We start from the raw sequence: 26,724 nt of genomic DNA, 5'->3' as shown, positions 1-26,724 counted from the left end.
TCGCCGCTCCGCCTCACCTCGCGCCCTCGCGCCGGCCGCTCCGTCTGTTCGACAGATCCTGGAGTCACCATGTCTGCGTCCACCGTGGATCCCGCTGATCCCGTCTTCCGACTGCACCTCGGCGGCAAGCTCGCCGTCGCCTCGACCGTCCCGCTGACCAGCCGCGAGGACCTCTCGCTCGCGTACACCCCGGGGGTGGCCCGGGTGTGCGAGGCGATCGCCGCCGACCCCGCGCTGGTCGACGACTACACCTGGGTGTCGCACACCGTCGCCGTCGTCACCGACGGCTCCGCCGTGCTCGGCCTCGGCAACATCGGCCCCCGCGCGGCGCTGCCGGTGATGGAGGGCAAGGCGGTGCTGTTCAAGCAGTTCGCCGGCGTCGACGCGGTGCCGGTCTGCCTGGACACCCAGGACGTCGACGAGATCGTGGCGACGGTCCGGGCCCTCGCCCCCTCGTTCGGCGGGATCAACCTGGAGGACATCAGCGCCCCGCGCTGCTTCGAGGTGGAACGGCGGCTCGACGAGGCGCTGCCCATCCCGGTCTTCCACGACGACCAGCACGGCACCGCGATCGTGGTGCTGGCCGCGTTGCGCAACGCGGCGTCCCTGCTCAACCGCAAGCTCGGCGACCTGCGGGTGACGGTCAGCGGGGCCGGCGCGGCCGGCGTCGCGGTCACCCACATGCTCGTCGCCGGGGGAGTGGACCCCGAACAGGTGGTGGTCTGCGACTCCCGGGGCGTGATCGGCCGGCACCGCGACGACCTGACCGAGACCAAGGCGTACCTCGCCGAGACCACCAACGCGCAGGGGCGGCGCGGTGACGTCACCGAGGCGCTGCGCGGCGCGGACGTGCTGATCGGCGTCTCCGGCGGGCGGATCCCCGAGGCGGCGGTCGCCGGGATGGCCCCCGGTGGCATCGTCTTCGCGCTGGCCAACCCCACCCCCGAGGTGGACCCGGAGGTCGCCGCCCGGCACGTGGCGGTGGTCGCCACCGGACGCAGCGACTACCCCAACCAGATCAACAACGTGCTCGCCTTCCCCGGGGTGTTCCGGGGCGCGCTGGACGCCCGGGCCACCCGGATCACCGACGGGATGAAGGTGGCCGCCGCCGACGCGATCGCCGGGGTGGTCGACGGGGCGCTCAGCGCGGACGCCATCGTGCCGTCCCCGCTCGACCCCCGGGTCGCCCCGGCGGTGGCGGCGGCGGTGGCACAGGCGGCCCGCCACGAGGGCGTCGCCCGCGCCTGAGCGACAGGCGGCGGGCACCCCACGCGCCCGGCGAACAGGTGCGCAGGGTCCGGGTCGGTCGGCCCGGACCCTGCGGGAACGATCGTCGCGCTGTTACGGTGCGGATCATGCGTGCCGCCTATGCCTCCCGGTTCGACGCCGACAACCCGCTCGCCGCGCTCACCGTCGGCGACCGTCCCGAGCCCGCCCACCTCGACGACGACTGGGTGACGGTGCAGGTGCGGGCCAGTTCGCTCAACCACCACGACCTGTGGTCGCTGCGCGGGGTCGGGCTCGCCGACGGTCAACTGCCGATGATCCTGGGCTGCGACGCGGTCGGCACCGACCCGGACGGCAACGAGGTGGTGATCTACCCGGTGCTGCCTACCCCCGGCGATCCGCGGGGCGTCTCCATCCTCTCCGAGCACTACCAGGGCACCCTGGCCGAGCGGGTGGCCGTACCCCGGATGAACCTGCTGCCGCTGCCGACCGGCCTGTCGGCGACCGACGCGGCCTGCCTGCCGACCGCCTGGCTCACCGCGTGGCGGATGCTCACCACCCGGGGCCGGATCGCCGACGGCGAGGCGGTGCTGGTGCAGGGGGCCGGCGGCGGGGTCGCCACCGCCGCCGTCGCGCTCGGCCTGGCGCTGGGCAAGCGGGTGTACGCCACCAGCGGCGACGCCGCCAAGCGGGACCGCGTCGCCGCGCTGGGGGCGACCGCGCTGGAACCCGGCGCCCGGCTGCCGGAGCGGGTCGACGTGGTGATCGAGACGGTCGGCGCGGCCACCTTCGACCACTCGTTGAAGTCGGCCGCCCCGATGGCCCGGATCGTGGTCGCCGGGGCGACCTCGGGTCACCTGCCGCCGGTGAACCTGCGCCGGGTCTTCGCCATGCAGCTGGAGATCCTCGGCACCTCGATGGGCACCCCGGACGAGCTGACCGAGCTGCTCGCCTTCTGCGCCGAGCACGAGGTACGCCCGGTGGTCGACAGCGTGGTCCCGTTCAGCCGGGTGGCCGACGCCTTCGCCCGGCTGCACTCCGGTGCGGTCTTCGGCAAGGTCGTGGTCGACCACACCGCCTGACCCGTCGCTCAGAGGCGGTCGTCGAGGGTGGCGATGTCCCCCCGGGTGGCCGAGGCGGGCAGCCGGTCCCGGGCGGCCGCGTCGCCGTAGAGCGTCCAGCGGAGGAACTCGACGATGGTGTCGGAGACCACCCGCAGGGCCGTGTCGTCACCGAGCAGTACCCGGCCGTGGTCGCCCCGGGTCAGGCTGAGCATCGCCTTGGGCCACGGCACCGCGTCGTAGACGGCCTTGCCGGCGGCGTAGTCGACCACCTCGTCGGCCCGGCCGTGCACGAAGAGCTGCGGGGCGGCGGCCCCCGCGAAGGCGGTGCCCACGCCCAGCCCGGTCCCGGCGAGGACCACCCCGGCGCGCAGCCGCTCGTCCCGGCCGGTGGTGAACAGGCCGATGGTGGTCACGCCGCCGGCCGAGTGCCCGGCGGCGGCCACCCGGTCGGTGGCCAGCCGGCCGCGCAGCGGGTCACCGGCCTTCGCGTCCAGTGCCAGGACCTTGTCCAGCACGTACGACACGTCGGCGGGCTGGTTGAGCACGTCCAGGACGCTGCCGTCGGTGCCCTTGCCGGTGTGCGGGAAGGTCGGCGCGGCCACCACGAAACCGGCCGCCGTCCAGCGGGTGGTCAACGCCCGGTAGTCGGTCGGCCGCCCGTCGAGGCCGTGGCTGAACGCCACCACCGGGAACCGGCCGGCCGCCACCGGGGCGTCGCGCTGCGCCGCTCCACCGGCGGTGCCCCGGGCCGGATACCAGAGGGTCACCGGCAGCGGGCGGTCGCCGCCCCGGTTCAGCCGCAGCTCCCGTACGCCGACCGCGAACGCCCGCGTCGGCGCGGTCCCGGCGGGAACGCGCGACGCCTGCGGGGTGGCCTGCGGCGCGGTCGCCTCCGGCGTCGGCGACGGGGCGGCGGGGGGCGCGGACGGCGACGCCGAGCAGCCGACGAGGCCGGCGGCGAACAGCGCGGCGGTCAGCAGGACCGGGATACGACGACGGGACATGAGAACGATTGTGCCTGCCCGTCGCGGCTGCCCGGCGGGCTACGGCCCGGCGTCGGCCAACCGGTCGTCGAGGGTGGTGACGCCCGGGCGGGTGGCGTCGGCGCGCAGCCGCCGGCCGGCGTCCCGGTCGTCGTAGAGGGTCCAGCGCAGGAAGTCGGTGACGGTGGCGAGCACCTGCTCGAAGCCCGGCCGACCCGGGGTGAGGTATTCGCCGTGACCCTGCCCGAGCACGCTGAGGAACGCCTTCGGGCCGCCCGCCCGCCGGTAGCCGGCCCGCCCGACGGCCAGCGGCACCACCGGGTCGGCGGTGCCGTGCACGAACAGCAGCGGGGCGCTCGGCCCGGCGAAGGCACCGGCCAGTCCACCCCCGGCGATGATCACGCCGGAGCGCAGCCGGGTCGGGTGGCCGGAGGTGAACATGCCGGCCGTGGTGAAACCGCCCGCCGAGTGCCCGGTCGCCGCGAACCGGCCCACGTCCAGGTGCCCGGCGAGCGGGTCACCGGCGCGGGCGTCCAACCGGACCAGGTGCCGGATCACCCGCCAGCCGTCGGCGGGCTGGTTACGGACGTCGGCGCGGCTGAACCGGGCCGCCCGTCGGTTGGTGTAGGGGTAGGTCGGCGCGGCCACCACGAAACCGGCGGCGGCCCACCTGACGGCCAACGCGGCGTGCAGCGCGGGGAGGCTGTGCAGGCCGTGGCTGTGCACCACCACCGGGAACCGGCCCGGGGCGACCCGGCCACCCACGCCCGGATACCAGAGCGTCACCGGCAGCGGGCGCGGCCCGGCCGGATCGACGGTGAGGGTGCGCACCGCGACCGGCAGGGCGTGGTCCGGGGCGTGCCGGGCCGGCGTCGGCGGTGGCGGGTCGGTGGCGGCGGCGGCCGGGCCGCAGCCGGCGAGCAGCGCGGCCAGCACCACGGCGCACAGCCGCCTCACCCCCATGCCTGCACGGTAGGTGGTCGACGGACCGGTCCGGCCCGGCCGTCCGGACGATGGTGGTCACCGCCCCGGTCGGTCCGGCTCCACCGCTCGGTCCGCCCCGGCCAGCACCGCCCGGGTCTGCCGGGCGATCTCCCGCTCCTCGTCGGTGCCGACCACGCAGACGCTGACCGGCGCGCCGGCCGGGGAGATCACCCGGTCGCCGGTGCCGGCGTTGCGGTCGGGGTCGACGGCGATGCCGAGCCGGTCCAGTCCGGCCAGGGCGGCGGCCCGTACCTCGGGGGAGTGCTCGCCCACCCCGGCGGTGAAGGTGATCGCGTCCGTCCCGCCCAGCAGCGCGTGGTAGGCCCCGACGTAGCCGGTGATCCGCCGGCAGTAGACGTCGAAGGCGAGGACCGCGCCGGGATCTCCGGCGGCCCGACGGGACTGCACCTCCCGCATGTCGTTGGCCCCGGCCAGCCCGAGCAGCCCGCTGCGGTGGTTGAGCAGGTCGTCGATCTCGTCGACGCCCATCCCGCCCGCGCGGCGCAGGTGGAAGATCACCGTCGGGTCGAGGTCCCCGCTGCGGGTGCCCATCACCAGCCCTTCCAGCGGCGACATCCCCATCGAGGTGGCCACGCTGCGTCCGCCGTCCACCGCGCAGGCGCTCGCCCCGTTGCCCAGGTGCAGGCTGATGGTGCGCAGCCGGTCGTACGGCCGGTCGAGCAGCTCGGCGGTGCGCCGTGACACGTACGCGTGCGAGGTGCCGTGGAAGCCGTACCGGCGGATGTCGTGGCGGCGGGCGGTGTCCAGGTCGATGGCGTACGTGGCGGCGGACTCGGGCAGGGTGTGGTGGAACGCGGTGTCGAAGACCGCCGCCTGGGCGACGTCCGGCAGCAGTTCCCGGGTGACCTCGATGCCGGCCAGGTTCGCCGGGTTGTGCAGGGGTGCCAGCGGCACCAGCTCCCCGATCGCGGCGACGACCGCGTCGTCGATCCGGACCGGCGCGCTGAACCGCCGGCCGCCGTGCACCACCCGGTGCCCCACGGCGGTCAGCCCGGTCAGGTCGAGCCGGCCGAGGACGTCCCGGACGGCGGTGGCGTGGTCGGGCGGGCCGCCACCCGGCTCGCCGACCCGCTCCACGGTGCCGGAGTCGACGGTCGACCCCCCGGCGTAGAGCCGGTACTTCACCGACGACGACCCGCAGTTGAGCACCAGCACCCGGTCGGTCACGACCCCTCCTTTGACGATCCGGCCGCCTGGATGGCGGTGATCGCCACGGTGTTGACGATGTCGGCGACCTTCGCGCCCCGGGACAGGTCGTTGACCGGTCGGCGCAGGCCCTGCATCACCGGCCCGACGGCCACCGCCCCCGCCGACCGCTGTACCGCCTTGTACGTGTTGTTGCCGGTGTTGAGGTCCGGGAAGATGAACACGGTGGCCCGGCCGGCGACCGTGCTGCTCGGCAGCTTCGTCGCCGCGACCTGCGGGTCGATCGCCGCGTCGTACTGGATCGGCCCCTCGACCAGCAGGTCGGGCCGGCGCTCGCGGACGAGCCTGGTGGCGGCGGCGACCTTCTCCACGTCGGCTCCCGCGCCGGAGTCCCCGGTCGAGTACGACAGCATCGCCACCCTCGGCTCGATGCCGAACCGGGCCGCCGTGTCGGCCGAGGAGATGGCGATGTCGGCGAGCTGGGCGGCGTCCGGGTCGGGGTTGACCGCGCAGTCGCCGTAGACCAGCACCCGGTCGGCGAGCAGCATGAAGAACACGCTCGACGCCACCGAGACACCGGGCACGGTACGGATGATCTCGAAGGCGGGGCGGATGGTGGCGGCGGTGGTGTGGGTGGCCCCGGAGACCATCCCGTCGGCGTGCCCGGTGGCCACCATCATGGTGCCGAAGTAGTTGGGTTGGGCCACGATGTCGTGCGCGATCTCGGCGGTGACGCCCCGGTGGGCGCGCAGCGCCGCGTACCGGGTGGCGAACTCGTCCCGCCAGGCGCTGCCGGCCGGGTCGACCACCTGCGCGCCGGTCAGGTCGATGCCCAGCTCACGGGTGCGACGGGCCACCTCGTCCGGGCGGCCGAGCAGGGTCAGCTCGGCGACCCCCCGGCGGAGCAGGATCTCGGTGGCCCGCAGGATGCGCTCGTCGGTGCCCTCGGGCAGCACCAGCCGGCGGCGGTCGGCGCGGGCCCGGTCGATCAGGTCGTACTCGAACATCAGCGGGGTGACCCGCTCGGAGCGGCTGACCCGCAGCCGGCGGGCCAGGTCGACGGTGTCGACGTGACCCTCGAACGCGCCGAGCGCGGCCTCCACCTTGCGCGGGTTGGCCGGGCCGGGCCGGCCCTCGATGTGGCTGGACGCCTCGACCGTGTCGTAGCTGTCGCTGGTCACCGAGAGCACGGCGAAGCCGGTGTTGAGCCGTTCGACCAGGCGCATCGCCCGGGGGTCGGGCTGTTCGCCGAGGGTGAGCACCACGCCGGCGAGCGAGACCTGCCCGGCGACGTGCGCGGTGGCCGCCGCGACCAGCAGGTCGGCCCGGTCGCCCGGGGTGATCACCAGGGCCCCCTCGGTGAGGTGGTCGAGCAGGGTCGGCACGTGCGCCGCGCCGACCACGTAGTCGAGCACGTCCCGGCCGAGGGCGGCGTCGTCGCCGGCCAGCAGGGTCGCGTCGAGCGCCGCCGCCACCTCGGCCACCGTCGGCGCCGACACGCTCGGCACCTCCGGGATGGCGTACGCGGGGACGGGCAGCTCCGGCAGGGTCAGCGCCCCGGTCACCCGGTTGGCGATCACCGCCAGCACCGTCGCGCCCAGGTCGGCCAGATCGTGGTACGCCCCGCGCGCCGCCGCCGTGACCGCCTCCGGTTGCTGCCCGAAGCCGTCGACCACGGGCACCACGACGCTGCCGAACTCGGTGGCCAGCCGGGCGTTGAAGGCCAGCTCCCGGGGGCCGGCGGTGTCCCCGCCGTCGGTGAAGTCGCTGCCCACCACGATCACCGCCGGGCAGCGCCGCTCCACCGCCCGGTACCGCTCGACGATCCGGGAGATCAGCTCCTCCCGCCGGCCGTCGGCGACCAGGGCCGCCGCCTCGGCGTACGTGGTGCCGGTCAGGTCGGCCTGGGGCAGGTCGATCCGGTAGCGGTCGTGCAGCAGGGCGAGGATCGGGTCGTCGCCGGTGTCGGAGACCAGCGGCCGGAACACGCCGATCCGTTCGACCTGCCGGGAGAGGAGTTCCGCGAGGCCGAGGGCGATGGTCGACTTACCCCCGCCGGACCCCACGCTGGTCAGGTAGACGCTGCGGGCCACGGCACCACCCTAGGAGATCACGTCGGCTCCCGCCCGGGACCTTCGCCCTGAACCGTCGCCGGCAGGTGCCCGCAGGTGCGACCCGAGTCTCATTAGTGGGACGGGCTGGAAGCTGAGTGATCCTCGTGCCTAAACTCGCATCCCATGACTGCCGACCGCCTGAGCAGGAAAAATGCGCCATCCAAAGGATCGAAGCCCATGGGCGCGCTCGGTGTTCGGTCGGCCGCCGATCCACATCGTACCGATGACGTGACGGTAGTCGATGGGCCGACCGTGGTGCTCGACCGCACCGTCGGCCCGACCGACGGCCCCACCGCGTTGATCGCCGCCGTGCCCCCGCCGGTCCCGGTCTTCGTCGACCCCAGCGGCCGCCGCCACTCCCGGCTGCGCTGGCTCGCGTACGCCCTGGGGCTGGTGGTCCTGATCTACTCCGGGCTGGTCGGGATCAGCTTCGCTGGGGGCATCGCCCCGCACGCGGTGCTCCCCTTCGTCGACGAGGTCGCGCAGCCCGAGCGGTCGTCGCCGCCGGCCCGGACGGCCACCACCACCCCGGCCACCCCCGCCACGACCACCGGCGCCGTGGCACCGAGCGTCGCCCCCCGGGCACCCCGGGGCAGCGGACCGGCCGTCGCCCCGGTCACCCCGTCCGCCACCGGCGGCACCGTCAGTCCCTCGCCGTCGCCGAGCGCCAGCCGGTCGCCGGGCCGCAGCCCGGCCACCTCCACGGCGTCGCCCCGACCGACCCGGTCGACGCCGCCGGCCACCACGCCGAACCCGCCGACGCCCACCGACGAGCCGCCCGCCCTGCCCGACCCGCTGCCCGGCGGTGCCGACGGCGTCCGCGTCGATGGTTGAGCCGGCCGGCCCGAGCACCCGCCGTCGCACACCCGGGCCGACCCGCCGTCGCACCCCCGGCCCGGCCCGACGACGTCGGCCGGTGCCGCAGCCGAGCGGAATCCTGCTGGGCACGGTGCTCGCGCTGCTGGCCGGTGTGCTGCTGGTCGGCGCGTACGCCAACGCGTCCTTCGCCCCGGACCGCCGCAACGACGTCGCCGGGCAGCGGGACGTACCGACCTCGGTGGTGACCGGCGGGCCGATCATCAGCGCCAGCAGCGAGCTGGTCCGCTCCTACCGGCTGCCGCCGCGCACCATCGCGTTGACCTTCGACGACGGCCCCCACCCGGTCTGGACCCGCGAGGTGCTCAAGGTCCTGGCCGCCCACGAGGTCAAGGGCACGTTCTTCGTGCTGGGCTCGCAGGTCGCCCGGCACCCCGAGGTGGCCCGCGAGCTGACCGACGGCGGGCACCAGCTCGGCGTGCACACCTTCACCCACCCCGACCTCGCCGAACTGCCGGCGTGGCGGCAACGCCTGGAGTACGCCCAGACCCAGCTCGCCGTGGCCGGGGCCACCGGCATGCGGACCTCGCTGGTGCGCTTCCCGTACTCGTCGCATCCGGGCGCGATCGACAACCGGGACTGGCCGGTGGTCACCGCCGCCGGTGACCTGGGCTACCTGACCTTCCTCAACGACACCGACAGCCAGGACTGGTCGCTGCCCGGAGTGGACCGGATCGTCGAGAACGCGGCCCCCGACGGGGACTCCGGTGCGGTGACCCTCTGGCACGACGCCGGCGGGGACCGGTCGCAGACCGTCGCCGCCCTCGACCGGTTCATCCCGATGATGAAGGAACGGGGGTACCGGTTCGTCACCGCGACCGAGGGGCTGAACCTCGCCTTCGCCGCCGCCGGGGTCGACCACCGGATGGACGCCGCCACCCCCGCCGGCACCGGGGAACGGTGGCGTGGCCGGACGCTGATCTGGGCGGTGCAGGGCGCCGACCGGATGCTGACCGTGTTCGGTGTGCTCTTCGTCGTCGTCGGCGTGCTCACCGTGGGCCGTACCCTCGTGTTGTTCGTGCTGGCCGGGCGGCACGCCCGACGGCGGCGGGCCCGGGACTGGAGCTGGGGGCCGCCGGTCACCGCGCCGGTCTCGGTGATCGTCCCGGCGTACAACGAGAAGGAGGGGATCGCGGCGGCGGTCCGCTCCCTGGCCGGCGGCGACCATCCGGGCGGGATCGAGGTGATCGTCGTCGACGACGGCTCCACCGACGGCACCGCCGACATCGTCGACGCGCTCGGCCTGCCCAACGTCCGGGTGGTCCGCAAGCCCAACGGCGGCAAGCCCAGCGCCCTGAACACCGGCCTGGCGCTGGCCCGGCACGACCTGATCGTGATGGTCGACGGGGACACGGTCTTCGAGCCCGACGCGGTCCGCCGGCTGGTGCAGCCCTTCGCCGACCCGCAGGTCGGCGCGGTGGCCGGCAACGTCAAGGTCGGCAACCGGCGCAGCCTGATCGCCAAGTGGCAGCACATCGAGTACGTCATCGGGTTCAACCTCGACCGGCGGCTCTACGAGACGCTGCGCTGCATGTCCACCGTGCCGGGCGCGATCGGCGGGTTCCGGCGGGAGGCGCTGCGCTACGCCGGGGGGATGACCGACGACACCCTCGCCGAGGACACCGACATCACCATCGCCCTGGGCCGGGCCGGCTGGAAGGTGGTCTACGAGGAGACCGCCCGCGCCTGGACGGAGGCCCCGGCGACCATGGGCCAGCTCTGGAAGCAGCGCTACCGGTGGAGCTACGGCACCATGCAGGCGATGTGGAAGCACCGGCGCTCGGTGCTCGACCGGGGCGCGTCCGGCCGGTTCACCAGGCGCTGCCTGTTCTTCCTCAGCCTCTTCGGGGTGCTGCTGCCGCTGCTCGCGCCGGTGATCGACCTGCTGGCCCTGTACGGCCTGTTCTTCCTCGACCGCCGGGCCACGGCGGTGGCCTGGCTGGTCATGCTCGGCGTGCAGACCCTCACCGCCGTGGTGGCGTTCCGGCTGGACCGGGAGAAGCTCGGGGTGCTGTGGGTGCTGCCCCTGCAACAGTTCGTCTACCGGCAGCTGATGTACCTGGTGATGGTGCAGGCGGTGGTCACCGCGCTGACCGGCGGGCGGCTGGGCTGGCAGAAGCTGCGGCGTACCGGCCTGGAGCCGGCGGTGCGCAACGGCTGACCGCCCCCGGGTCCGGTGCGGGGCCCGGGGTGCGCGCCCGCCTTCCGCCCGTCCCGGGGGCCGCCGTCGGAATCAGTCCTCGTCGAGGTCGTCGAGGCGGGCCAGCCAGGTGGCGAACCGCTCGACAGGCGTCTCGAACTCGGGGTTGAGGTCGACGAAGTCGCGCAGCCGCTCGCCCAGCCACTCCAGGGTGACCTGCTCGTCGCCCCGGCGCTGCACCAGCTCCTCGATCCCACGATCGGTGAAGTACACCGTGTTCCTCGTTCCTCGCTGACGGGCCCGGCCCGCCCCCTGACAGGGGGCGGGCCGGGTGGGTCGGAATGGATCAGGGGCGGGGCAGCGCGGCGTCGATCAGCGCGGTCTGCTCCACCTCGTGCATCTTGGCCGAGCCGACCGCCGGGGCGGCGGCGGCGGGCCGGGAGATGCGGCGCAGCCGGACGTCGGCCAGGTGCTCCAGCAGGTTGAGCGCGACGAAGCTCCACGCCCCCTGGTTGGCCGGCTCCTCCTGCACCCAGGCGAAGTCCTCCGCGTTCGGGTACGCCGCCAGCGCGTCCCGGATCTCCTGCACCGGCAGCGGGTAGAGCTGCTCGATCCGGACGATCGCGGTGTCGGTGACGCCCCGCTCCTGCCGAGCGGAGAACAGGTCGTAGTAGACCTTGCCCGAGCAGAGCAGCACCCGCTTGACCTGTTCCGGCGCGGGGGCGGCGGTGTCGGCCAGCACCGGGGCGAAGGTGCCGGTGGTGAAGTCCTCCACCGGGCTGACGCAGAGCTTGTGCCGCAGCAGCGACTTCGGCGTGAACACCACAAGCGGCTTGCGCTTGGGCGACAGGGCCTGCCGGCGCAGCAGGTGGAAGTAGTTCGCCGGGGTGGTCGGGATGGCCACCCGCATGTTGTCCTCGGCGCACATCTGCAGGAACCGCTCGGGACGGCCGGAGGTGTGGTCCGGGCCCTGCCCCTCGTGGCCGTGCGGCAGCAGCAGGGTCACCGCGGAACGCTGGCCCCACTTCACCTCGCCGGAGGAGATGAACTCGTCGATCACCGACTGGGCGCCGTTGACGAAGTCACCGAACTGCGCCTCCCAGCAGACCAGCGCGTTGACGTTCTCCACCGAGTAGCCGTACTCGAAGCCCATCGCCGCGTACTCGCTCAGCAGCGAGTCGTGCACGAAGAACCGGGACCGCTCGCCGTCGGCGGTGAGCGACTTCAGCGGTAGGTGGTCCTCGCCGGTCTTGGCGTCGACGATCGAGGCGTGCCGCTGGACGAAGGTGCCCCGACGGGAGTCCTGCCCGGCGAGCCGGACGGTGACCCCGTCGTGCAGCAGCGCGCCGAAGGCGATGATCTCGCCGTACCCCCAGTCGATGTTGCCCTCGGCGGACATCCTGGCCCGCCGGTCGAGCAACTGCTGGATGCGCTTGTGCGGGGTGAAGCCCTCGGGCAGGTTGACGTGCGCCTCGCCGATGGCCTTGACCACGGCGGCGTCGGTGGCGGTCGCCACCTGCGGCTCCGGCTCGTCGGCGCGGCTGGACCGGCTGACCTGGCGCGGGGTGGTGGCGGCGTCCCGGGTGGCCTTGAAGACCCGCTCCAGCTGCGCCTGGTAGTCGCGCAGCAGCTCCTCGGCGTCCTCGACGGTGATGTCGCCCCGGCCGATCAGCTCCTCGGTGTAGAGCTTGCGGACCGAACGCTTCGAGTCGATGATCTTGTACATCTGGGGGTTGGACATCGACGGGTCGTCACCCTCGTTGTGCCCGCGCCGCCGGTAGCAGACCATGTCGATCACGACGTCCTTGTTGAACGCCTGCCGGTACTCGAAGGCCAGCCGGGCCACCCGGACCACGGTCTCCGGGTCGTCGCCGTTGACGTGGAAGATCGGTGCCTGGATCATCCGGGCCACGTCGGTGCTGTAGAGGCTGGACCGGCTGTACTCCGGGGCGGTGGTGAAGCCGACCTGGTTGTTGACCACCACGTGCACGGTGCCGCCGGTGCGGTAGCCACGCAGCTGGGACAGGTTGAGCGTCTCGGCGACGACCCCCTGGCCGGCGAACGCGGCGTCACCGTGCACCGCCAGCGGCAGCACGGTGTAACCCTCGAGCTTGAGGTCGATGCGGTCCTGCTTGGCCCGGACGATGCCCTCCAGTACCGGGTCCACCGCCTCCAGGTGCGACGGGTTCGCCACCACCGACACCTTGACCGAGTGGTCGCCGTCCGGGGTGGTGAACTTGCCGTTCTGGCCCAGGTGGTACTTCACGTCGCCGGAGCCCTGGGTGGAGCGCGGGTCGAGGTGCCCCTCGAACTCCGAGAAGATCTTCTCGTACGGCTTGCCGACGATGTTGGCCAGCACGTTGAGCCGGCCCCGGTGCGCCATGCCGATGACGACCTCGTCCAGCCCGTCCTCGGCGGACGCCTCCAGCACCTCGCCGAGCAGCGGGATCAACGACTCGCCGCCCTCCAGCGAGAACCGCTTCTGGCCGACGTACTTGGTCTGCAGGAAGGTCTCGAACGCCTCGGCGGCGTTGAGCCGGTTGAGCACGTGCTTCTGCTCGTCGGCGGCCGGCTTCTCGTAGCGGCGCTCGATCCGCTCCTGGATCCAGCGGCGCTCCTCCGGGTCCTGGATGTGCATGTACTCGATGCCGAGTCGACGGCAGTACGAGTCGCGCAGCACGCCGAGGATCTCGCGCAGCTTCATCCGCTGCTTGCCGGCGAAGCCGTTGACCGGGAAGGTGCGGTCGAGGTCCCACAGGGTCAGCCCGTGCTGGAGGACGTCCAGGTCGGGGTGCTTGCGGATGGTGAACTCCAGCGGGTCGGTGTCGGCCATCAGGTGGCCCCGGACCCGGTAGGCGTGGATCAGCTCGTGCACCCGCGCGGTCTTGTTGATCTGACCCTCGGAGTCGACGGCCACGTCCCGCATCCAGCGCACCGGCTCGTACGGGATGCGCAGCGAGGTGAAGACCTCGTCGTAGAAGCCGTGCTCACCGAGCAGCAGCTCGTGCATGACCTTGAGGAACTCGCCGGACTGCGCGCCCTGGATGATCCGGTGGTCGTACGTGCTGGTCAGCGTGATGATCTTGCTGACCGCCAGTTCGGCCAGGGTCGCCTCGCTCATCCCCTGGTACGGCGCGGGGTACTCCATCGCGCCGACCCCGATGATCGCGCTCTGCCCCTGCATCAGCCGGGGGATCGAGTGCACCGTGCCGATGCCGCCCGGGTTGGTCAGCGAGATCGTCGTGCCCGAGTGGTCCTCCATGGTCAGCTCGTTGCGGCGGGCGCGCCGGACCACGTCCTCGTACGCCTGCCAGAACTGCCGGAAGTCCATCTGCTCGCAGCCCTTGATGGACGGCACCACCAGGTTGCGGGAGCCGTCGGGCTTGGTCAGGTCGATGGCGATGCCCAGGTTGACGTGCTCCGGGCGGACCATCGCCGGCTTGCCGTCCACCTCGGCGAAGGAGTTGTTCAGCTCCGGGTGCGCGACCACGGCCCGGACCAGCGCGTACCCGATCAGGTGGGTGAAGCTGACCTTGCCGCCGCGCCCCCGGGCGAGGTGGTTGTTGATCACGATGCGGTTGTCGACCAGCAACTTGGCCGGGACCGCGCGCACGCTGGTGGCGGTCGGCACGGACAGCGAGGCGTCCATGTTCTGCACGATCCGGGCGGCCACCCCGCGCAGCGGTGTGGTGCCGGCGGCGCTGGCCGTCGGCGCCTTCGCCGCCGGCTTTGCCGGGGCGGCCTTCTCCGTGGCCGCCGGCTTCGCGGCGGGGGCGCTCTTCGCGGTGGCGCTCTTCGCGGTGGCCGGCTTCGCGGCGGCGGCCGACTTGGTCGCGGCGGTCGGCTTGGCGGCGGCCGACGCGGTGCCGGTCGCCGGCCCGGCGTCGGTCGTCGCCGGCTTGGCGGCGGGCCCGGTCGCGACGGTGGCGGCCGGCTCCTGCTGCCCGGCCGGCTCCTGTTGCCCGGCCGGCTGCGGTGTCGCCGCACCACCGTCAGCCGGGCGCGGGGTCGCCGCGCCGGGGGCCGGTCGGTAGTCGGCGAAGAAGTCGTGCCAGGCCGAGTCGACGCTCGACGGGTCGGCGAGGTAGCGCTGGTACATCTCCTCGACGATCCACTCGTTCGGGCCGAAACCCGCCAGTGGGTTCTCCTGCGAAGTCTGCTGGGTCGACACGGCCGGTAATCGCCTCTTTCACGCGGGTCTGTGTGTCACGCGGTGTCCGCCGTCGTCCTTACTTGCACGTGGACGGGCGTCGGCTCCCAGGCTACGCCGCGGAAACACCATAGGCATTTCCGCCTCCACGGGGTGTGCGGTTTCACAGAAGAAACCGAAAGTCAATCAGCTCTTCGTGTTCCGCCGACTCCTTAGCGCAGTGGTGCTGACCGCGTCACACGGTCACCCCGCCGGGCCGCCCGCACAGGCGCCGGCCCGGCGCGACGGGTCGTCGCACCGGGCCGGCGAGGAACGGGTCGGGTCAGGAGATGTCCCGCCGCCGCATGGTGAGCGTGCCGATCGCGCCAGCCACCACCGCGTACCCGATGAGGACCACCGCACCCGCCCAGCGCGGCGGGTTGCCCGGGATCTCGGTCCCGCTGACCATCAGCGACGACGCCAGCGACGGCACCAGCACCTGGAGGTCGTTGATCCAGTCGCCCCAGCGGGCGGCCAGGATGCTGATCGCGATGGCCGCGCCGACCGCGCCACCCAGGTAGAGCAGGATGCCGGTGACCGTGGCGCCGATCTGGCTGCGGATCAGCACCCCGATCCCCACGCCGAGCACCGACCAGAGCAGGTACGCCAGGCCGTTGAGCGCGGTGGCCCGCCAGACCGCGCCGCTGCCGAGCTGCGAGCCCAGGTCGACGCTGTTCATCACCAGTGCCCCGAAGGCCAGGTTGAACACGGTGGTGACCAGCCAGAACAGCACGGCCAGGATGGCCGCGGCGGCCAGCTTGGCCAGCATCACCGCCGTCCGGTGCGGCACGGTGAGGAAGGTGGTGGTGACCGTCTGGTGGAAGAACTCGCTGGTCACCACGATGATGCCGAGCAGCATCACGATCATCAGGCCGAAGAACTGCCCGTTGGTGTAGACGTTGGCGGCCAGGCTGTCCACCGACTGCGCCGCCTGGATCTGGTCGGCCTGGTCGGCCGGCACGTCGCCGAAGTTGTTGTTGGCCAGCGCGTCGGTCTGCAACCAGTTGATCAGGGCGGTGAGCGCCCACAGCGGCACCGTGATCAGCCCGAAGATCCACCAGGTGCTGGTGGTACGGATCTTCAACAGCTCGGATCGGACGAGGTTCATCGGATGCCCGCCTTCCCGGCCGTCAGCTCCAGGAACACCCGCTCCAGGTCGGGTCGTTCCGGGGTCAGTTCGTGCAGCTCGACCTTGGCGGCCAGCGCGGCCCGACCGATCGCCGGCGCGTCCACGCCGCTGACCAGCAGCACGCCGTGCTCGTCGGTCTCCACCGTCGCGGACTGCTCACGCAGTGCCACGGTCAACTCCTCGGCCTGCGGGGTGCGCACCCGCACCCGGCCGCCCTGCGACATCGAGCCGAGCACCTGCTCCACCGGACCCTGCCGGATCAGCTTGCCGGCTGCGATGATCACCACGTCGTCGGCGAGGAGCTGCATCTCGGACAGCAGGTGGCTGGAGACCAGCACGGTCCGCCCCTCGTGGGCCAGCCCCTTGAGGAAGCCACGCATCCAGCGGATGCCCTCCGGGTCGAGACCGTTGGCCGGCTCGTCGAGGATCAGCACCTGGGGGTTGCCGAGCATCGCGGCGGCGATGCCGAGCCGCTGCTTCATGCCCAGCGAGTAGCCCTTGAACTTGCGCTTCGCCGCCGGGGTGAGCCCGACCAGGGCCAGCGCCTCGTCGGCCCGGCTCTTCGGCAGGCCGGCCGCCGCGCAGATCACCCGCAGGTGGTTGATGCCGGTACGGCCCTTGTGCGCGCTGGACGCCTCCAGCACCGCGCCCACGTGCCGCAGCGGATCGGTCAGGTCGGCGTACCGCCGGCCCCCGATCGTCGCCGTGCCACCGGTCGGGGTGACCAGGTTCAGCAGCATCCGCAGGGTGGTCGTCTTACCCGCCCCGTTCGGGCCGAGGAAGCCGGTCACCCGACCGGACTCGACCGTGAAGGACAGGTTGTCGACCGCCCGGACGTTCTTGTACTGCTTGGTCAAACCGGACACGACGATCTGGCCGGTGCTGGGGCTCCACTGCCCGTCGGACATCGTTCTCCTCCCGTGCGGCGGTGCACGGGGCACCGCGTTCTGCGACGCCGTTGCGGAATGCGCCGCTGCCAGCCTTGCTGGTCAGGTCAAGTTACGCCATCAGCCCCGGTCGGTAGGCCCTGCTCCGACTCAGGCAGGAGCGGAGTCGTCCTCAGGGACGAGGGGCGGCGGGCAGCGCCACCCAGGTGGCGCGGGCCCGGCCCAGCAGTCCACCGGCACCGTCGTAGAGGCTGGTACGCACCACCGCCAGGCGTCCCTCGACGGTGTCCACCGCCCCGGTGACCACGTACTCCCCGCCGGGCGTGGGCAGCGCGTCCACCGTCACGGCGAGCCGGCCCAGCACGTACGGCCGGCCCGGGGCGATCACCGCCCAGCCCCCGGGGCAGTCCAGCGCCGCCCACACCGTCGGCGCGCCCACCTGGGTAGGCGTCCGCCACGGCGCGGCGGTCCGGCCGTCGGGCAGCCGTCCGGGGTGTATCCGCAGGCCGTCCGGGTGCTCCGGGCCGCAGACGTAGCAGCCGGGGAAGGGGTGGTCCACCAGCCCCGGGTACGTCGCCGAGGCGGCCCGCGCGGTCGCCGGGTCCACCGGGGGGACCGGGACGGGCGGATCACCGGCGGGGCGTACCTCGGCTACCAGGCGCCCCTCGGGGTCGCGCACGTCACCGTCGGTGAGGGTGAGCGGGGTGTCCAGCGGCGGCGGGCGGCGCAACGTCACCTCGACCGGCCCGTCCGCGCCGTACGCCCCGGCGAAGATCCCCGCGCTCCAGCCGCCGTTGCCCGTGCCGGGCGGCCCCTGGTACCGCGCCTCGATGATCATCGACCCTCCACCGTGTCGTCGGCCCGGCCGGCCGGGCCCCCGCAGCAGCCTCGCACGCGCCGGCCACGCCCCCCGACCGCCCCACCGGGCCCCTGGTCACGCCCGGGACCGGGCCCGCCGGCAGGCGTTCACCGGATCGACACCCGTCCCCGGCCGGCCGGCAACCCGGGGCACCTACACAGGTCCCATGGCTGTTCTGCATGCCGCTGGCGCACCCCTGACGACCAGTGGATACACCCTGCTGATCGCCGACGACCCGACCCAGGTCGCGGCCGCGCAACGCCTGCGCCACGAGGTGTTCGGCACCGAACTCGGCGCGACCCTGCGCCCGGGTGCCGCCGGGCTGGACACCGACGACCTCGACGTCCACTGCGACCATCTGATCGTCCGCGAGGAGCGCACCGGCGCGGTGGTCGGCACCTACCGGCTGCTGCCCCCCGGCCGCACCGACCGCCGGTACGCCGCCGGCGAGTTCGACCTGACCCCGCTCGAACCGCTGCGCGACCTGCTGGTCGAGACCGGGCGCTCCTGTGTCCACCCGGACCACCGCTCCGGCGCGGTGCTCAACCTGATGTGGGCGGGCCTGACCCGCTACCTGCACCTGCGCGGGGTGAACTGGCTGGGCGGCTGCGCCTCGGTGCCGGTCGACGACGGCGGCCGGGCCGCCGCCGAGACGTGGGCGCTGGGCCGGACGGGACACCTCGCGCCCCCGCTGATGCGGGTCCGTCCACTGCGGCCGTGGTTCGCCGAGCCGGGTGCGGCGGCACCGGCGTCGGCCACCGGGGACCCCGCCGGGCGGGCGCTGATCCCCCCGCTGGTCCGCGGTTACCTGCGGCTCGGCGCGTGGGTCGCCGGGGAACCGGCGTACGACCCGGACTTCCGCTGCGCCGACTTCTACCTGCTGTTCTCGTTGGACCGGATGAACCCGCGCTACCGCCGGCACTTCCTGGGCGGGGTGACCCGGTGAGCGCCGAGTTGTGGCGCCCGACCGCCGGCTGCGGGCCGGACTGCCTGCCGGGGGAGGATCGGGCCGGGGTGTCGCCCGCCCGGCAGGTGGCGCGGCTGCTGGGCGTACTCGGGATGCTGCTGGCCGGGGGCGGCCTGACCGTACTGCTGCCGGTGTTGCCGGCGGCCGGGCGGGCGGCGGTGCTGCGGGCCTGGGCCCGGCGGACCGCCGGGGTGCTCGGGGTACGGCTGGTGGTGCGCGGGCGGCTGCCCCGACGACGGGCGCTGCTGGTCGCCAACCACGTCTCCTGGCTGGACGTGTTCGCGGTGCTGGCGGTCGCGCCGGCCCGGCTGCTGGCCAAGCGGGAGGTGCGGAGCTGGCCGGTGCTGGGACTGCTGGCCCGCGCCGGTGGCACGGTCTTCGTCGACCGGTCCCGGCCCCGGGACCTGCCGCGCACGGTGGCCCGGCTCGCGGCCGTGCTGCGCGCCGGTCACCCGGTCACGGTCTTTCCCGAGGGTACGACCTGGTGCGGCGTCGTCCCCCCGGCCGGCTGCCGACCGCGTCGGGGCTTCCGGCCGGCGGTCTTCCAGGCGGCGGTCGACGCCGGCGCCCCCGTGGTGCCGCTGCGGATCAGCTACCGCTGTGCTGCCACCGGCGCGACGACCACCACCGCGGCCTTCCTCGGCGACGACACGCTGTGGCGCTCGGTACGCCGGGTGCTGGCCGCCCGGGACCTGGTGGTCGACGTCGCGGTGACCGCCGCTCTGCACCCGGCCCCCGGGGCGGACCGCCGGGTGCTGGCCCGGGCCGCCGAGTCGGCCGTGCACCTGCTGCCGCCCCGCCCGGCCGCCGGCCACCCCACCCGGGCCGTCCCCGGCCCGGTGACCCCGCCGGGTCCGGTGGCCGGGTCCGGTGCGGTGGCCGTGTCCGTTCCGGCGACCCCGTCGGGTCTGGTGGCCGTGCCCGTTCCGGTGGCCGTGTCCGTTCCGGTGACCCCGTCGGGTCTGGTGGCCGGGTCCGGTGCGGTGGCCGCGCCGGGTGCGGTGGCCGGGTCCGGTGCGGTGGCCGCGCCGGCCCTCGGGACCGGCCTCGGCCTGGCCGCCTGACCCGAGGGCCGCGATCGTCAGTCGTGATCGACTCGTGGGGGCCGATGTTGCGGTGATCCGGTCGCGAGATACCGCTGGATCGGCCCAGATGAGTTGATCTTGCCGGCGGGCGGCGGGCGGCGGGGCGCGGGTCGGGGCGGCGGGTGGGGGCGGGTGACTCGCGACAGTCTTGTTCTATCGCGATGTATCGCGTTATGCTTCCTCCGTGCAGTGGCGCGGCCGTCGGCCGTGACCCCGGAGGGAGACGTCATGACCAACTGGAAGGTCGACAGACCACAACGGATCACCATCGACGAGCCGGTCACCCGGCTCGACGTCCGCCTGATCACCGGGCGGCTCAACGTGGTCGGCACCGACGGGCCGGCGCGGATCGACGTCACCCGGGTCAGCAGTCGGCCGGTCCTCGTCGAGCACCGCGACGGCGTCCTGCGGATCGAACACGAACGCCCACCCCGCTGGCCCGGGTTCCTCTGGTGGCTCGGTCAGCTCGGTCGCCGGTTCCGGGCCGAGGTGTCCGTCGCCGTCCCGGCCGGCACCCTGGCCGACCTGCACCTGGTCGACGGCACGCTGGTCGCCTCCGGGTTGTCCCACGACACCACCGTGGACGTCACCTCCGGGCAGATCACCCTGATGGGGCTGGCCGGGCGCACCAACGCGCGGATCGTCTCCGGCCCGGTCGAGGCGCTCGGTGTCACCGGCGACCTCGTCCTGAACACGGTCTCCGGTGAGGTGACCCTCGCCGACAGTGCCGCCGGCCGGGTGCACGCCAACACCGTCTCCGGGGCGATCACCTGCGACCTGGACAACCCCCGGCGCAGCGACATCCGGCTCACCACCATCTCCGGGCCGATCACCGTCCGGGTCCGCGAGGACAGCGACCTCGCCGTCCACCTGCACACCACCTCGGGCCGGATCACCAGCGGGTTCCCCCAGGTCGGCGGCGAACCCGGCGTCGGCTCGGTCAAGGACAGCCACGGGGTGCTCGGCGCGGGCGCGGGTAAGCTCTGGGCGTCCGCGACGTCCGGCAGCATCGCGTTGCTCGCCCGGCCGGTGGACGCCGACCAGGAGGAGCTGCCGTGACCGCCGTGTTCAGCCACGGGCGGCTGCGGCTCTACCTGCTGCGGCTGCTCGACGACGGTCCCAAGCACGGCTACGAGCTGATCCGGCTGCTGGAGGAGCGTTTCCTCGGCCTGTACGCCCCGAGCGCCGGCACCATCTATCCCCGGCTGCAGCGGCTGGAGGCCGACGGTCTGGTCACCCACACCGCCGCCGGTGGCCGCAAGGTCTACGAGATCACCGAGGACGGCCGGGCCGAGCTGCGCCAGCGCGCCGACGAGCTGACCACCCTGGAGTCCGACATCTCCGCCTCGGTGGAGGACCTGTCCGCACTGGCCGGCGAGATCCAGACCGAGGTACGCGGCTCGGTGCGTGATCTCAAGCGGGAGCTGCGCGAGGCCACCCGGCAGACCCGGCAGACCCGCTGGGACCGGCCTGCTCCCGGTCCCACCCCCCGCCCGGCGACCCCCGCCGCCGACGGCTCCCCCCTGCTGGTCGACTTCGACAGGCGGCTGGCCGAGTTCACCGTCGAGGTGGGTGCGCTGGTACGGGCCGGGCGGCTCAGCGACACCCAGTTGCAGACCGCGATCCGGGTGCTCGACGGTGCGTTGGACGGGCTGCGCCGGCTGCTGCGGTGACCGCCCGTACGCAGGGTGCGGGCCGGGACCGGGCGTGCTGCCGGTCGGGAGCCCGCGCCCGCGCGGCTTCACAGGCTTTTTGCAGGAAGCGTCCAGCACCGACGCAGCGACGTCACGGATGATGGCCAGCATGGCCGCTACCCAGACCGAGGCGCGACTGCTCGTCGTCGAGGACGACCCCAACATCCTCGAACTGCTCTCCGCCAGTCTCCGCTTCGCGGGGTTCGACGTGGCGACCGCCACCAGTGGCAGCGCGGCCCTGCATGCGGCCAAGGACCATCGTCCCGACCTGGTGGTGCTCGACGTGATGCTGCCCGACCTGGACGGCTTCGAGGTCATCCGGATGCTCCGCGAGGGCGGCACGCGTACCCCGGTGGTGTTCCTGACCGCCCGGGACGCCACCGACGACAAGATCCGTGGGCTCACCCTGGGCGGGGACGACTACGTCACCAAGCCGTTCAGCCTGGAGGAGCTGACCGCCCGGATCCGGGCGGTGCTGCGGCGTACGGCCACCGGCGAGCACGCCCCCTCCCGGCTCACCTTCGCCGACCTGGAGCTGGACGAGGAGACCCACGAGGTGCACCGGGCCGGTCAGCGGGTGCAGCTCTCGCCGACCGAGTTCAAGCTGCTGCGGTACCTGATGCTCAACGCCAACCGGGTGCTGTCCAAGGCGCAGATCCTCGACCACGTGTGGAACTACGACTTCCGGGGTGACGACAACATCGTCGAGTCGTACATCTCGTACCTGCGCCGCAAGGTCGACAACACCCAGCCCCGCCTGATCCACACCCTGCGCGGCGTGGGCTACGTCCTGCGCAAGCCGGCGGCGTGAACCCGCTCGACGAGGCGAAGGGGCGGCTCCGGAGCATCCCGCTGCGGGTCAAGCTGGTCGCGGCGGTCCTCACCCTCGTCGCCATCGCCCTCGTGGTGATCAGCTCGCTGACCACGTACTTCCTGCGGGAGTACCTGATCGGCCAGGTCGACGACCAGTTGCGCGGTGACACCAACGGGGTGGCGCGGGCGCTCGGCCAGGGACGTGGCCCGCTCCTGGTGGGCATCCCCACCGACTACGTGGCCGCGCAGGCCAGCCGGACCGAGGTGGAGGGGCCGTCGCGCTACTCCGGCCTGCGTCCCGAGGAACTACCGGAGTTCCCGACCGACTTCGCCGGTTTCTCGGCCCTGGTCGGCGACCCGTTCACCGTGCAGTCCATGGACGGCCGCACCCGGTGGCGGATGCTCTACACCGACCTCGGCGACGGCCGGGTCCTCGCCTTCGGCCAGCACATGACCGACGTCGACCTGGCGGTCAAGCGGCTGATCTGGATAGACATGCTGGTCGGCGGGGCGGTGCTGATCCTGCTCGCCTCGATCGGCGCGGCCATCGTGCGGACCAGCCTGAAACCGCTGGTGGAGATCGAACGGACGGCCGCGGCGATCGCCGGTGGTGACCTGACCCGCCGGGTGCCCGACCCGGAGGAGGGGCAGGAGTGCGCCACCTCCGAGCTGGGCCGGCTCTCCCGGGCGCTGAACGCGATGCTGGCGCAGATCGAGGCCGCCTTCACCGCCCGCGCCGCCTCGGAGATGGCGGCCCGTACGGCGGAGGCCGGCGCCCGGGACGCGGCGCACGCCGCGCTGGCGTCGGAGGCCCGCGCCCGGCGTTCGGAGGAGCGGATGCGGCAGTTCGTCGCGGACGCCTCGCACGAGCTGCGGACCCCGCTGACCACCATCCGGGGCTTCGCCGAGCTGTACCGGCAGGGGGCGGCCCGCGCCCCCGAGCAGACTGCCGACCTGCTGCGCCGCATCGAGGACGAGGCGGCCCGGATGGGGCTGCTGGTGGAGGACCTGCTGCTGCTCGCCCGGCTGGACCGGGAACGCCCGCTGTCGCTCGCCCCGGTGGAGTTGCCGGTGCTCGCCTCCGAGGCGGTCGAGGCGGCCCGGGTGGTCGCCCCCGAACGGCACATCGAGCTGGAGATCGCCCCGAACTCGGGCCCGCTGGTGGTGCACGCCGACGACGCCCGGCTGCGGCAGGTGATCGGCAACCTGATGACCAACGCGTTGACGCACACCCCGCCGGAGGCGTCGGTGACCCTGCGGTTGTGTTCCGAGGACGGGAACACGGCCGTGGTGGAGGTGGCGGACACCGGGCCGGGGCTCGCCCCGGAGCAGGCCGAGCGGGTCTTCGAGCGGTTCTACCGCGCCGACGCGGCGCGGACCCGCCGGGCCAGCGGGATCACCAGCACGGGACTGGGCCTGGCTATCGTCGCGGCGCTGGTCAGCGCCCACCAGGGCACCGTCGAGGTGGACGAGACGCCGGGCGGTGGGGCGACGTTCCGGGTCCGGCTGCCCCTGCTGCCCGAGGCGGACGGCGACGCGGAGTGACGCCCCACCGGCCCGGCTGTGACTTTCAGAAAACTTCCAGGCGGGTTCCAGGTGGGTGACAGTGCGACGGGGAAAACTAGGGGCATGACCGAGTTCGAGACCGACCCGCAGCGTCGGCCGGCTGCCCCCGACGCCGAGCCGTCGCACCCCTCCGCCGAGCCGTCCCGCGCCATGCGCGGCGAGTCCGACACCCCCAACATCCCCGGTCAGGCCGCCGGCACCGCGGGGGAGCCGGCCGGCACGGCCAACCCCGGATCGGCGTACGCGCCGCCCGCGTCGCCGTACGCGCCGCCCGCCGCCACGCCGTACCCGCAGTCGTCGTACCCGTCCGGCGGCGGCGACCAGCAGTACCGGCCCGGCTATCCCGCGTCCACCGGCTACCCGGGTCACTCCCCGGCGGGGCAGTACCCGTCGGCGGGCTACCAGCCCGGCCAGCACCAGTCCGGGTGGGCCGGTGGCTACCCCGGCCAGCACCGTCCCGGTCAGCCGGGTGCGGGCACCGGGTCGGCCGGCTACCCCGGTCAGTCCGGCGTCGGCTACGGCCAGCCCGGTGTGGGCCAGCCGTCCGCCGGCTACCCGGGGCAGGGCGGCCCGCAGCACCCCGGCCAGCCGACCCCGCCGTGGGCGCCGGCCCCGGCACCGCAGGCCGGCAAGGTGGCCAAGTTCGTCGGCGCCGGGGTGGCGGTCTTCGCCCTGATGCTCGGCTCCGGCGTGGCCGGTGGCGCGCTCGCCCTGGCGGTCGACGGCGACCGGGGCGGGATCACCCGCAACTACTCGGCCGCGCCCGTGATCAACAGCGCCGACCTGCCGAAGATCGCCGCCTCGGTGCAGGACAGCGTGGTCTCGATCATGACTGACAGCGGTGAGGGGTCGGGCGTGGTCCTCAGCTCCGACGGCTTCGTGCTGACCAACAACCACGTGGTCGCCTCCGCCTCCGGCAACGCCGTCCGGGTGGTCTTCGCCAACGGCAAGACCGCCCCCGCCAAGATCGTCGGTACCGACCCGAAGACCGACCTCGCGGTGGTCCAGACCAGCGGCATCGACAACCTCAAGGCGGCGAAGTTCGGCGACAGCGACGCCATGCAGGTGGGCGACCAGGTGCTCGCCCTGGGCAGCCCGCTCGGCCTGCAGGGTTCGGTGACCGCCGGCATCCTCAGCGCCCGCGACCGCACCATCCAGGCCGGCAGCGGCAACGGCCCGCAGCAGTCCCCGCAGGGCGGTGCCAGCTCGATCTCCGGCCTGCTCCAGACCGACGCCCCGATCAACCCGGGCAACTCCGGTGGTGCGCTGGTCAACACCCGGGGCGAGGTGATCGGCATCAACACCGCCATCGCCACCGCCGGGCAGGGCAGCACCGGCAACATCGGGGTCGGCTTCGCCATCCCGAGCAACAAGGCCAAGGACGTCGCCGAGAAGCTCCAGCGGGGCGAGAAGATCAGCCACCCGTCCCTGGGGGTCAGCGTCAACGCGGCCGAGGACGGCGGGGCGCTGGTCGCCTCCGTCGCCGGGGGCAGCGCCGCCGAGAAGGCCGGCATCCAGCGCGGCGACGTGATCACCAAGTTCGGGGACAAGGTGATCAACGACTCCAACGACCTGGTCGGCGCGGTGCAGGCCGGCAAGGTCGGCGACCGGGTCCAGGTGACCTACAAGCGAAATGGTTCCGAGGCGACCGCAACCGTGACGCTCGCCGAGACGTCGTAACCACAGACCTGCCTCCTCCGGGCGGCGGGCGGCGGAGCCAAGGGGGTTGGCTCCACCGCCCGCCGCCGCACGCGCCCCGGACGGGCCCCACCCGGCCGGGGCGCGTTTGCCTGTCCGGGCAGGGGGAAATCGCCGCCGATCCCGCCGGCCACACCTGCCGGAACGGGACAACGGGGAGGATTCGTGGCAGTGACCCACCGTCCGTCGGAACGTCCGCCGTCCGGGCCGCCACTGCGGGTCGCGATGCTCGTGCCACCGTGGCTGTCGGTGCCACCACCGGGGTACGGCGGGCTGGAGCAGGTGGTGCACGGGCTGGTGGACGCGCTGGTCGGGCACGGGCACCGGGTGACCCTCTTCGGGGCCGGCCGGCAGCACGGCACCACCGCCGACTTCGTCTCCACGATCGACGAGCTGCAGTACGACCGGTTGGGCGAGTCGCTGCCGGAACTGGCCCACCTGGCCCGGATCAACCGGCTGGTCTGCGCCGCCGACTTCGACGTGATCCACGACCACACCACGATCGGGCCGCTGGTGGCCGCCCGGCGTGCGGTGCCCACCGTGGCCACCGTGCACGGCAACCCGGTCGGCGAGTACGGGGCGGTGCTCAGCGACACCGACCACGGGGTGGGCCTGGTGGCCATCTCGCACGCCCAGCGCCGGTCCAACCCCACCCTGCCCTGGGTGGGTACGGTGCACAACGCGCTCGACGCCCGGGACGTGCCGGTCAAGCGGCAACCCGGCCGGGGCCCGGTGCTCTGGCTGGCCCGGTTCAGCCCGGACAAGGGCCCCGACACGGCGATCCGGGCCTGCCGGGCGGCCGGCCTCCCGCTCACCCTGGCCGGCAAGTGCAACGAGCCCGCCGAGCGCCGGTACTTCGCCGAGGTCGTCCAGCCGATGCTGGGCCACGACGTCGACGTGGTCATGAACGCCGACCGGGAGGCGACCCTGCGGTTGCTGGTCGACGCCCGCTGCCTGATCATGCCGATCCAGTGGGAGGAACCGTTCGGCATGGTGATGGTGGAGGCCATGGCGACCGGCACGCCGGTGGTGGCGCTGCGCCGGGGCGCGGTGCCCGAGGTGGTGGTCGACGGCGTGACCGGGCTGGTCCGCGACGACGCCCGGGAGCTGCCGGCCGCCCTGCGGGAGGTGGTCCGGCTCGACCCGGCGGCCTGCACCGCGCACGTGGCCGAGCACTTCTCCACCGAACGGATGGCCCACGGCTACGAGGCGGTCTACCGGGCCGTCGCGTTCGGCACGGCCCCACCGCTGCGCCGGCCCGTCGGGCTGCGTACCCGGTGAC

Annotated in this window: 20 protein-coding genes and 1 pseudogene; 12 read left to right on the top strand and 9 right to left on the bottom strand. The window is 73.6% G+C overall.

All coding sequences use genetic code 11. From position 1 onward, the window contains the following. Window positions 1-69: 69 nt before the first annotated feature. Window positions 70-1,248: an NAD(P)-dependent malic enzyme gene (locus ACN268_RS16425; RefSeq protein WP_421483934.1), complete on the top strand. Its 1,179-nt coding sequence runs from the start codon at window positions 70-72 to the stop codon at window positions 1,246-1,248. A gap of 98 nt (window positions 1,249-1,346) precedes the next feature. Continuing rightward, a complete protein-coding gene (locus ACN268_RS16420; protein ID WP_421483933.1) occupies window positions 1,347-2,309 on the top strand; it encodes a zinc-binding dehydrogenase in 963 nt (320 codons plus the stop codon). Between the two features lie 8 nt (window positions 2,310-2,317). Here the strand turns inward: ACN268_RS16420 and ACN268_RS16415 are convergent, their stop codons facing one another. The 4 genes from ACN268_RS16415 to pta are packed head-to-tail and all read right to left on the bottom strand — an operon-like array spanning window position 2,318 to window position 7,518. Beyond that, a complete protein-coding gene (locus ACN268_RS16415) occupies window positions 2,318-3,295 on the bottom strand; it encodes an alpha/beta hydrolase family protein (protein ID WP_421483932.1) in 978 nt (325 codons plus the stop codon). Window positions 3,296-3,334: 39 nt separating this feature from the next. Continuing rightward, complete coding sequence (locus tag ACN268_RS16410; protein WP_421483931.1) at window positions 3,335-4,237, bottom strand: alpha/beta hydrolase family protein; 903 nt, start codon at window positions 4,235-4,237, stop codon at window positions 3,335-3,337. Between the two features lie 57 nt (window positions 4,238-4,294). Next, window positions 4,295-5,446, bottom strand: coding sequence for an acetate/propionate family kinase (locus tag ACN268_RS16405; RefSeq protein ID WP_421483930.1), 1,152 nt, complete (start codon window positions 5,444-5,446; stop codon window positions 4,295-4,297). Beyond that, window positions 5,443-7,518, bottom strand: coding sequence for a phosphate acetyltransferase (gene pta / locus ACN268_RS16400; RefSeq protein WP_421483929.1), 2,076 nt, complete (start codon window positions 7,516-7,518; stop codon window positions 5,443-5,445). The genes ACN268_RS16405 and pta overlap by 4 nt, the downstream gene beginning before the upstream one ends. Window positions 7,519-7,767: 249 nt before the next feature. Here pta and ACN268_RS16395 point away from each other — a divergent pair, with 249 nt between their 5' ends. Together ACN268_RS16395 and ACN268_RS16390 are read left to right on the top strand one after the other, a co-directional pair. Next, window positions 7,768-8,373 carry a hypothetical protein gene (locus ACN268_RS16395; RefSeq protein WP_421483928.1) on the top strand — a complete coding sequence of 202 codons (606 nt, stop codon included), beginning with the start codon at window positions 7,768-7,770 and terminating at the stop codon, window positions 8,371-8,373. Next, window positions 8,366-10,576 (top strand): bifunctional polysaccharide deacetylase/glycosyltransferase family 2 protein, encoded by a 2,211-nt coding sequence (locus ACN268_RS16390; RefSeq protein ID WP_421483927.1) that lies wholly within the window; start codon window positions 8,366-8,368, stop codon window positions 10,574-10,576. The genes ACN268_RS16395 and ACN268_RS16390 overlap by 8 nt, the downstream gene beginning before the upstream one ends. A 72-nt stretch (window positions 10,577-10,648) precedes the next feature. Here ACN268_RS16390 and ACN268_RS16385 read toward each other — a convergent pair whose 3' ends face one another. From ACN268_RS16385 to ACN268_RS16365, 5 genes are all read right to left on the bottom strand, one after another. Next, on the bottom strand, window positions 10,649-10,828 hold the full coding sequence (locus ACN268_RS16385) for a DUF6104 family protein (RefSeq protein WP_088645992.1): 180 nt from the start codon (window positions 10,826-10,828) through the stop codon (window positions 10,649-10,651). Window positions 10,829-10,901: 73 nt separating this feature from the next. Then, entirely contained in the window at window positions 10,902-14,726 is a 3,825-nt protein-coding gene (locus ACN268_RS16380) for a multifunctional oxoglutarate decarboxylase/oxoglutarate dehydrogenase thiamine pyrophosphate-binding subunit/dihydrolipoyllysine-residue succinyltransferase subunit (protein WP_421483926.1), read from the bottom strand. A 301-nt stretch (window positions 14,727-15,027) separates the two neighbouring features. After that, complete coding sequence (locus ACN268_RS16375; protein WP_204926853.1) at window positions 15,028-15,852, bottom strand: ABC transporter permease; 825 nt, start codon at window positions 15,850-15,852, stop codon at window positions 15,028-15,030. Continuing rightward, window positions 15,849-16,781 carry an ABC transporter ATP-binding protein gene (locus tag ACN268_RS16370; protein ID WP_421483925.1) on the bottom strand — a complete coding sequence of 311 codons (933 nt, stop codon included), beginning with the start codon at window positions 16,779-16,781 and terminating at the stop codon, window positions 15,849-15,851. Before ACN268_RS16370 ends, ACN268_RS16375 begins: the two co-directional genes overlap by 4 nt. A gap of 151 nt (window positions 16,782-16,932) precedes the next feature. Further along, the gene (locus ACN268_RS16365) at window positions 16,933-17,598 is read right to left on the bottom strand and encodes a hypothetical protein (RefSeq protein WP_421483924.1); all 666 of its coding nucleotides are present in this window, start codon (window positions 17,596-17,598) and stop codon (window positions 16,933-16,935) included. Window positions 17,599-17,785: 187 nt separating this feature from the next. Between ACN268_RS16365 and ACN268_RS16360 the strand changes: the two genes are divergently transcribed. From ACN268_RS16360 to ACN268_RS16325, 8 genes and pseudogenes are all read left to right on the top strand, one after another. Further along, window positions 17,786-18,565: a GNAT family N-acetyltransferase gene (locus tag ACN268_RS16360; RefSeq protein WP_421483923.1), complete on the top strand. Its 780-nt coding sequence runs from the start codon at window positions 17,786-17,788 to the stop codon at window positions 18,563-18,565. Further along, window positions 18,562-19,448 (top strand): annotated as a pseudogene (locus ACN268_RS16355) (lysophospholipid acyltransferase family protein); the annotation flags it as partial. The gene ACN268_RS16360 and the pseudogene ACN268_RS16355, both read left to right, overlap by 4 nt. Before the next feature lie 451 nt (window positions 19,449-19,899). After that, window positions 19,900-20,730, top strand: a complete 831-nt coding sequence (locus ACN268_RS16350; RefSeq protein WP_421483922.1) for a DUF4097 family beta strand repeat-containing protein — start codon at window positions 19,900-19,902, stop codon at window positions 20,728-20,730. Then, entirely contained in the window at window positions 20,727-21,344 is a 618-nt protein-coding gene (locus ACN268_RS16345; protein WP_421483921.1) for a PadR family transcriptional regulator, read from the top strand. Before ACN268_RS16350 ends, ACN268_RS16345 begins: the two co-directional genes overlap by 4 nt. Window positions 21,345-21,474: 130 nt before the next feature. Beyond that, window positions 21,475-22,176: a response regulator transcription factor gene (locus ACN268_RS16340; RefSeq protein WP_088646020.1), complete on the top strand. Its 702-nt coding sequence runs from the start codon at window positions 21,475-21,477 to the stop codon at window positions 22,174-22,176. Continuing rightward, window positions 22,173-23,723, top strand: a complete 1,551-nt coding sequence (locus tag ACN268_RS16335) for a sensor histidine kinase (RefSeq protein ID WP_421483920.1) — start codon at window positions 22,173-22,175, stop codon at window positions 23,721-23,723. Before ACN268_RS16340 ends, ACN268_RS16335 begins: the two co-directional genes overlap by 4 nt. Window positions 23,724-23,807: 84 nt before the next feature. After that, complete coding sequence (locus tag ACN268_RS16330) at window positions 23,808-25,424, top strand: trypsin-like peptidase domain-containing protein (protein ID WP_421483919.1); 1,617 nt, start codon at window positions 23,808-23,810, stop codon at window positions 25,422-25,424. 243 nt (window positions 25,425-25,667) lie between these two features. Next, on the top strand, window positions 25,668-26,723 hold the full coding sequence (locus ACN268_RS16325) for a glycosyltransferase family 4 protein (RefSeq protein ID WP_421486913.1): 1,056 nt from the start codon (window positions 25,668-25,670) through the stop codon (window positions 26,721-26,723). Window position 26,724 lies beyond the last annotated feature (1 nt).

The organism is Micromonospora sp. WMMD735, from assembly GCF_049178995.1.
GTDB lineage: Bacteria > Actinomycetota > Actinomycetes > Mycobacteriales > Micromonosporaceae > Micromonospora > Micromonospora wenchangensis.
This window is presented reverse-complemented; position numbering and strand designations above follow the sequence as displayed.

Coding starts and splice junctions, on each gene's coding strand:
- ACN268_RS16360 (WP_421483923.1), top strand. CDS start 17,786: ATGGCTGTTCTGCATGCCGCTGGCGCACCCCTGACGACCAGTGGATAC.
- ACN268_RS16350 (WP_421483922.1), top strand. CDS start 19,900: ATGACCAACTGGAAGGTCGACAGACCACAACGGATCACCATCGACGAG.
- ACN268_RS16410 (WP_421483931.1), bottom strand. CDS start 4,237: ATGGGGGTGAGGCGGCTGTGCGCCGTGGTGCTGGCCGCGCTGCTCGCC.
- ACN268_RS16390 (WP_421483927.1), top strand. CDS start 8,366: ATGGTTGAGCCGGCCGGCCCGAGCACCCGCCGTCGCACACCCGGGCCG.
- ACN268_RS16330 (WP_421483919.1), top strand. CDS start 23,808: ATGACCGAGTTCGAGACCGACCCGCAGCGTCGGCCGGCTGCCCCCGAC.
- ACN268_RS16425 (WP_421483934.1), top strand. CDS start 70: ATGTCTGCGTCCACCGTGGATCCCGCTGATCCCGTCTTCCGACTGCAC.
- ACN268_RS16415 (WP_421483932.1), bottom strand. CDS start 3,295: ATGTCCCGTCGTCGTATCCCGGTCCTGCTGACCGCCGCGCTGTTCGCC.
- ACN268_RS16365 (WP_421483924.1), bottom strand. CDS start 17,598: ATGATCATCGAGGCGCGGTACCAGGGGCCGCCCGGCACGGGCAACGGC.
- ACN268_RS16340 (WP_088646020.1), top strand. CDS start 21,475: ATGGCCGCTACCCAGACCGAGGCGCGACTGCTCGTCGTCGAGGACGAC.
- ACN268_RS16325 (WP_421486913.1), top strand. CDS start 25,668: ATGCTCGTGCCACCGTGGCTGTCGGTGCCACCACCGGGGTACGGCGGG.
- ACN268_RS16370 (WP_421483925.1), bottom strand. CDS start 16,781: ATGTCCGACGGGCAGTGGAGCCCCAGCACCGGCCAGATCGTCGTGTCC.
- ACN268_RS16375 (WP_204926853.1), bottom strand. CDS start 15,852: ATGAACCTCGTCCGATCCGAGCTGTTGAAGATCCGTACCACCAGCACC.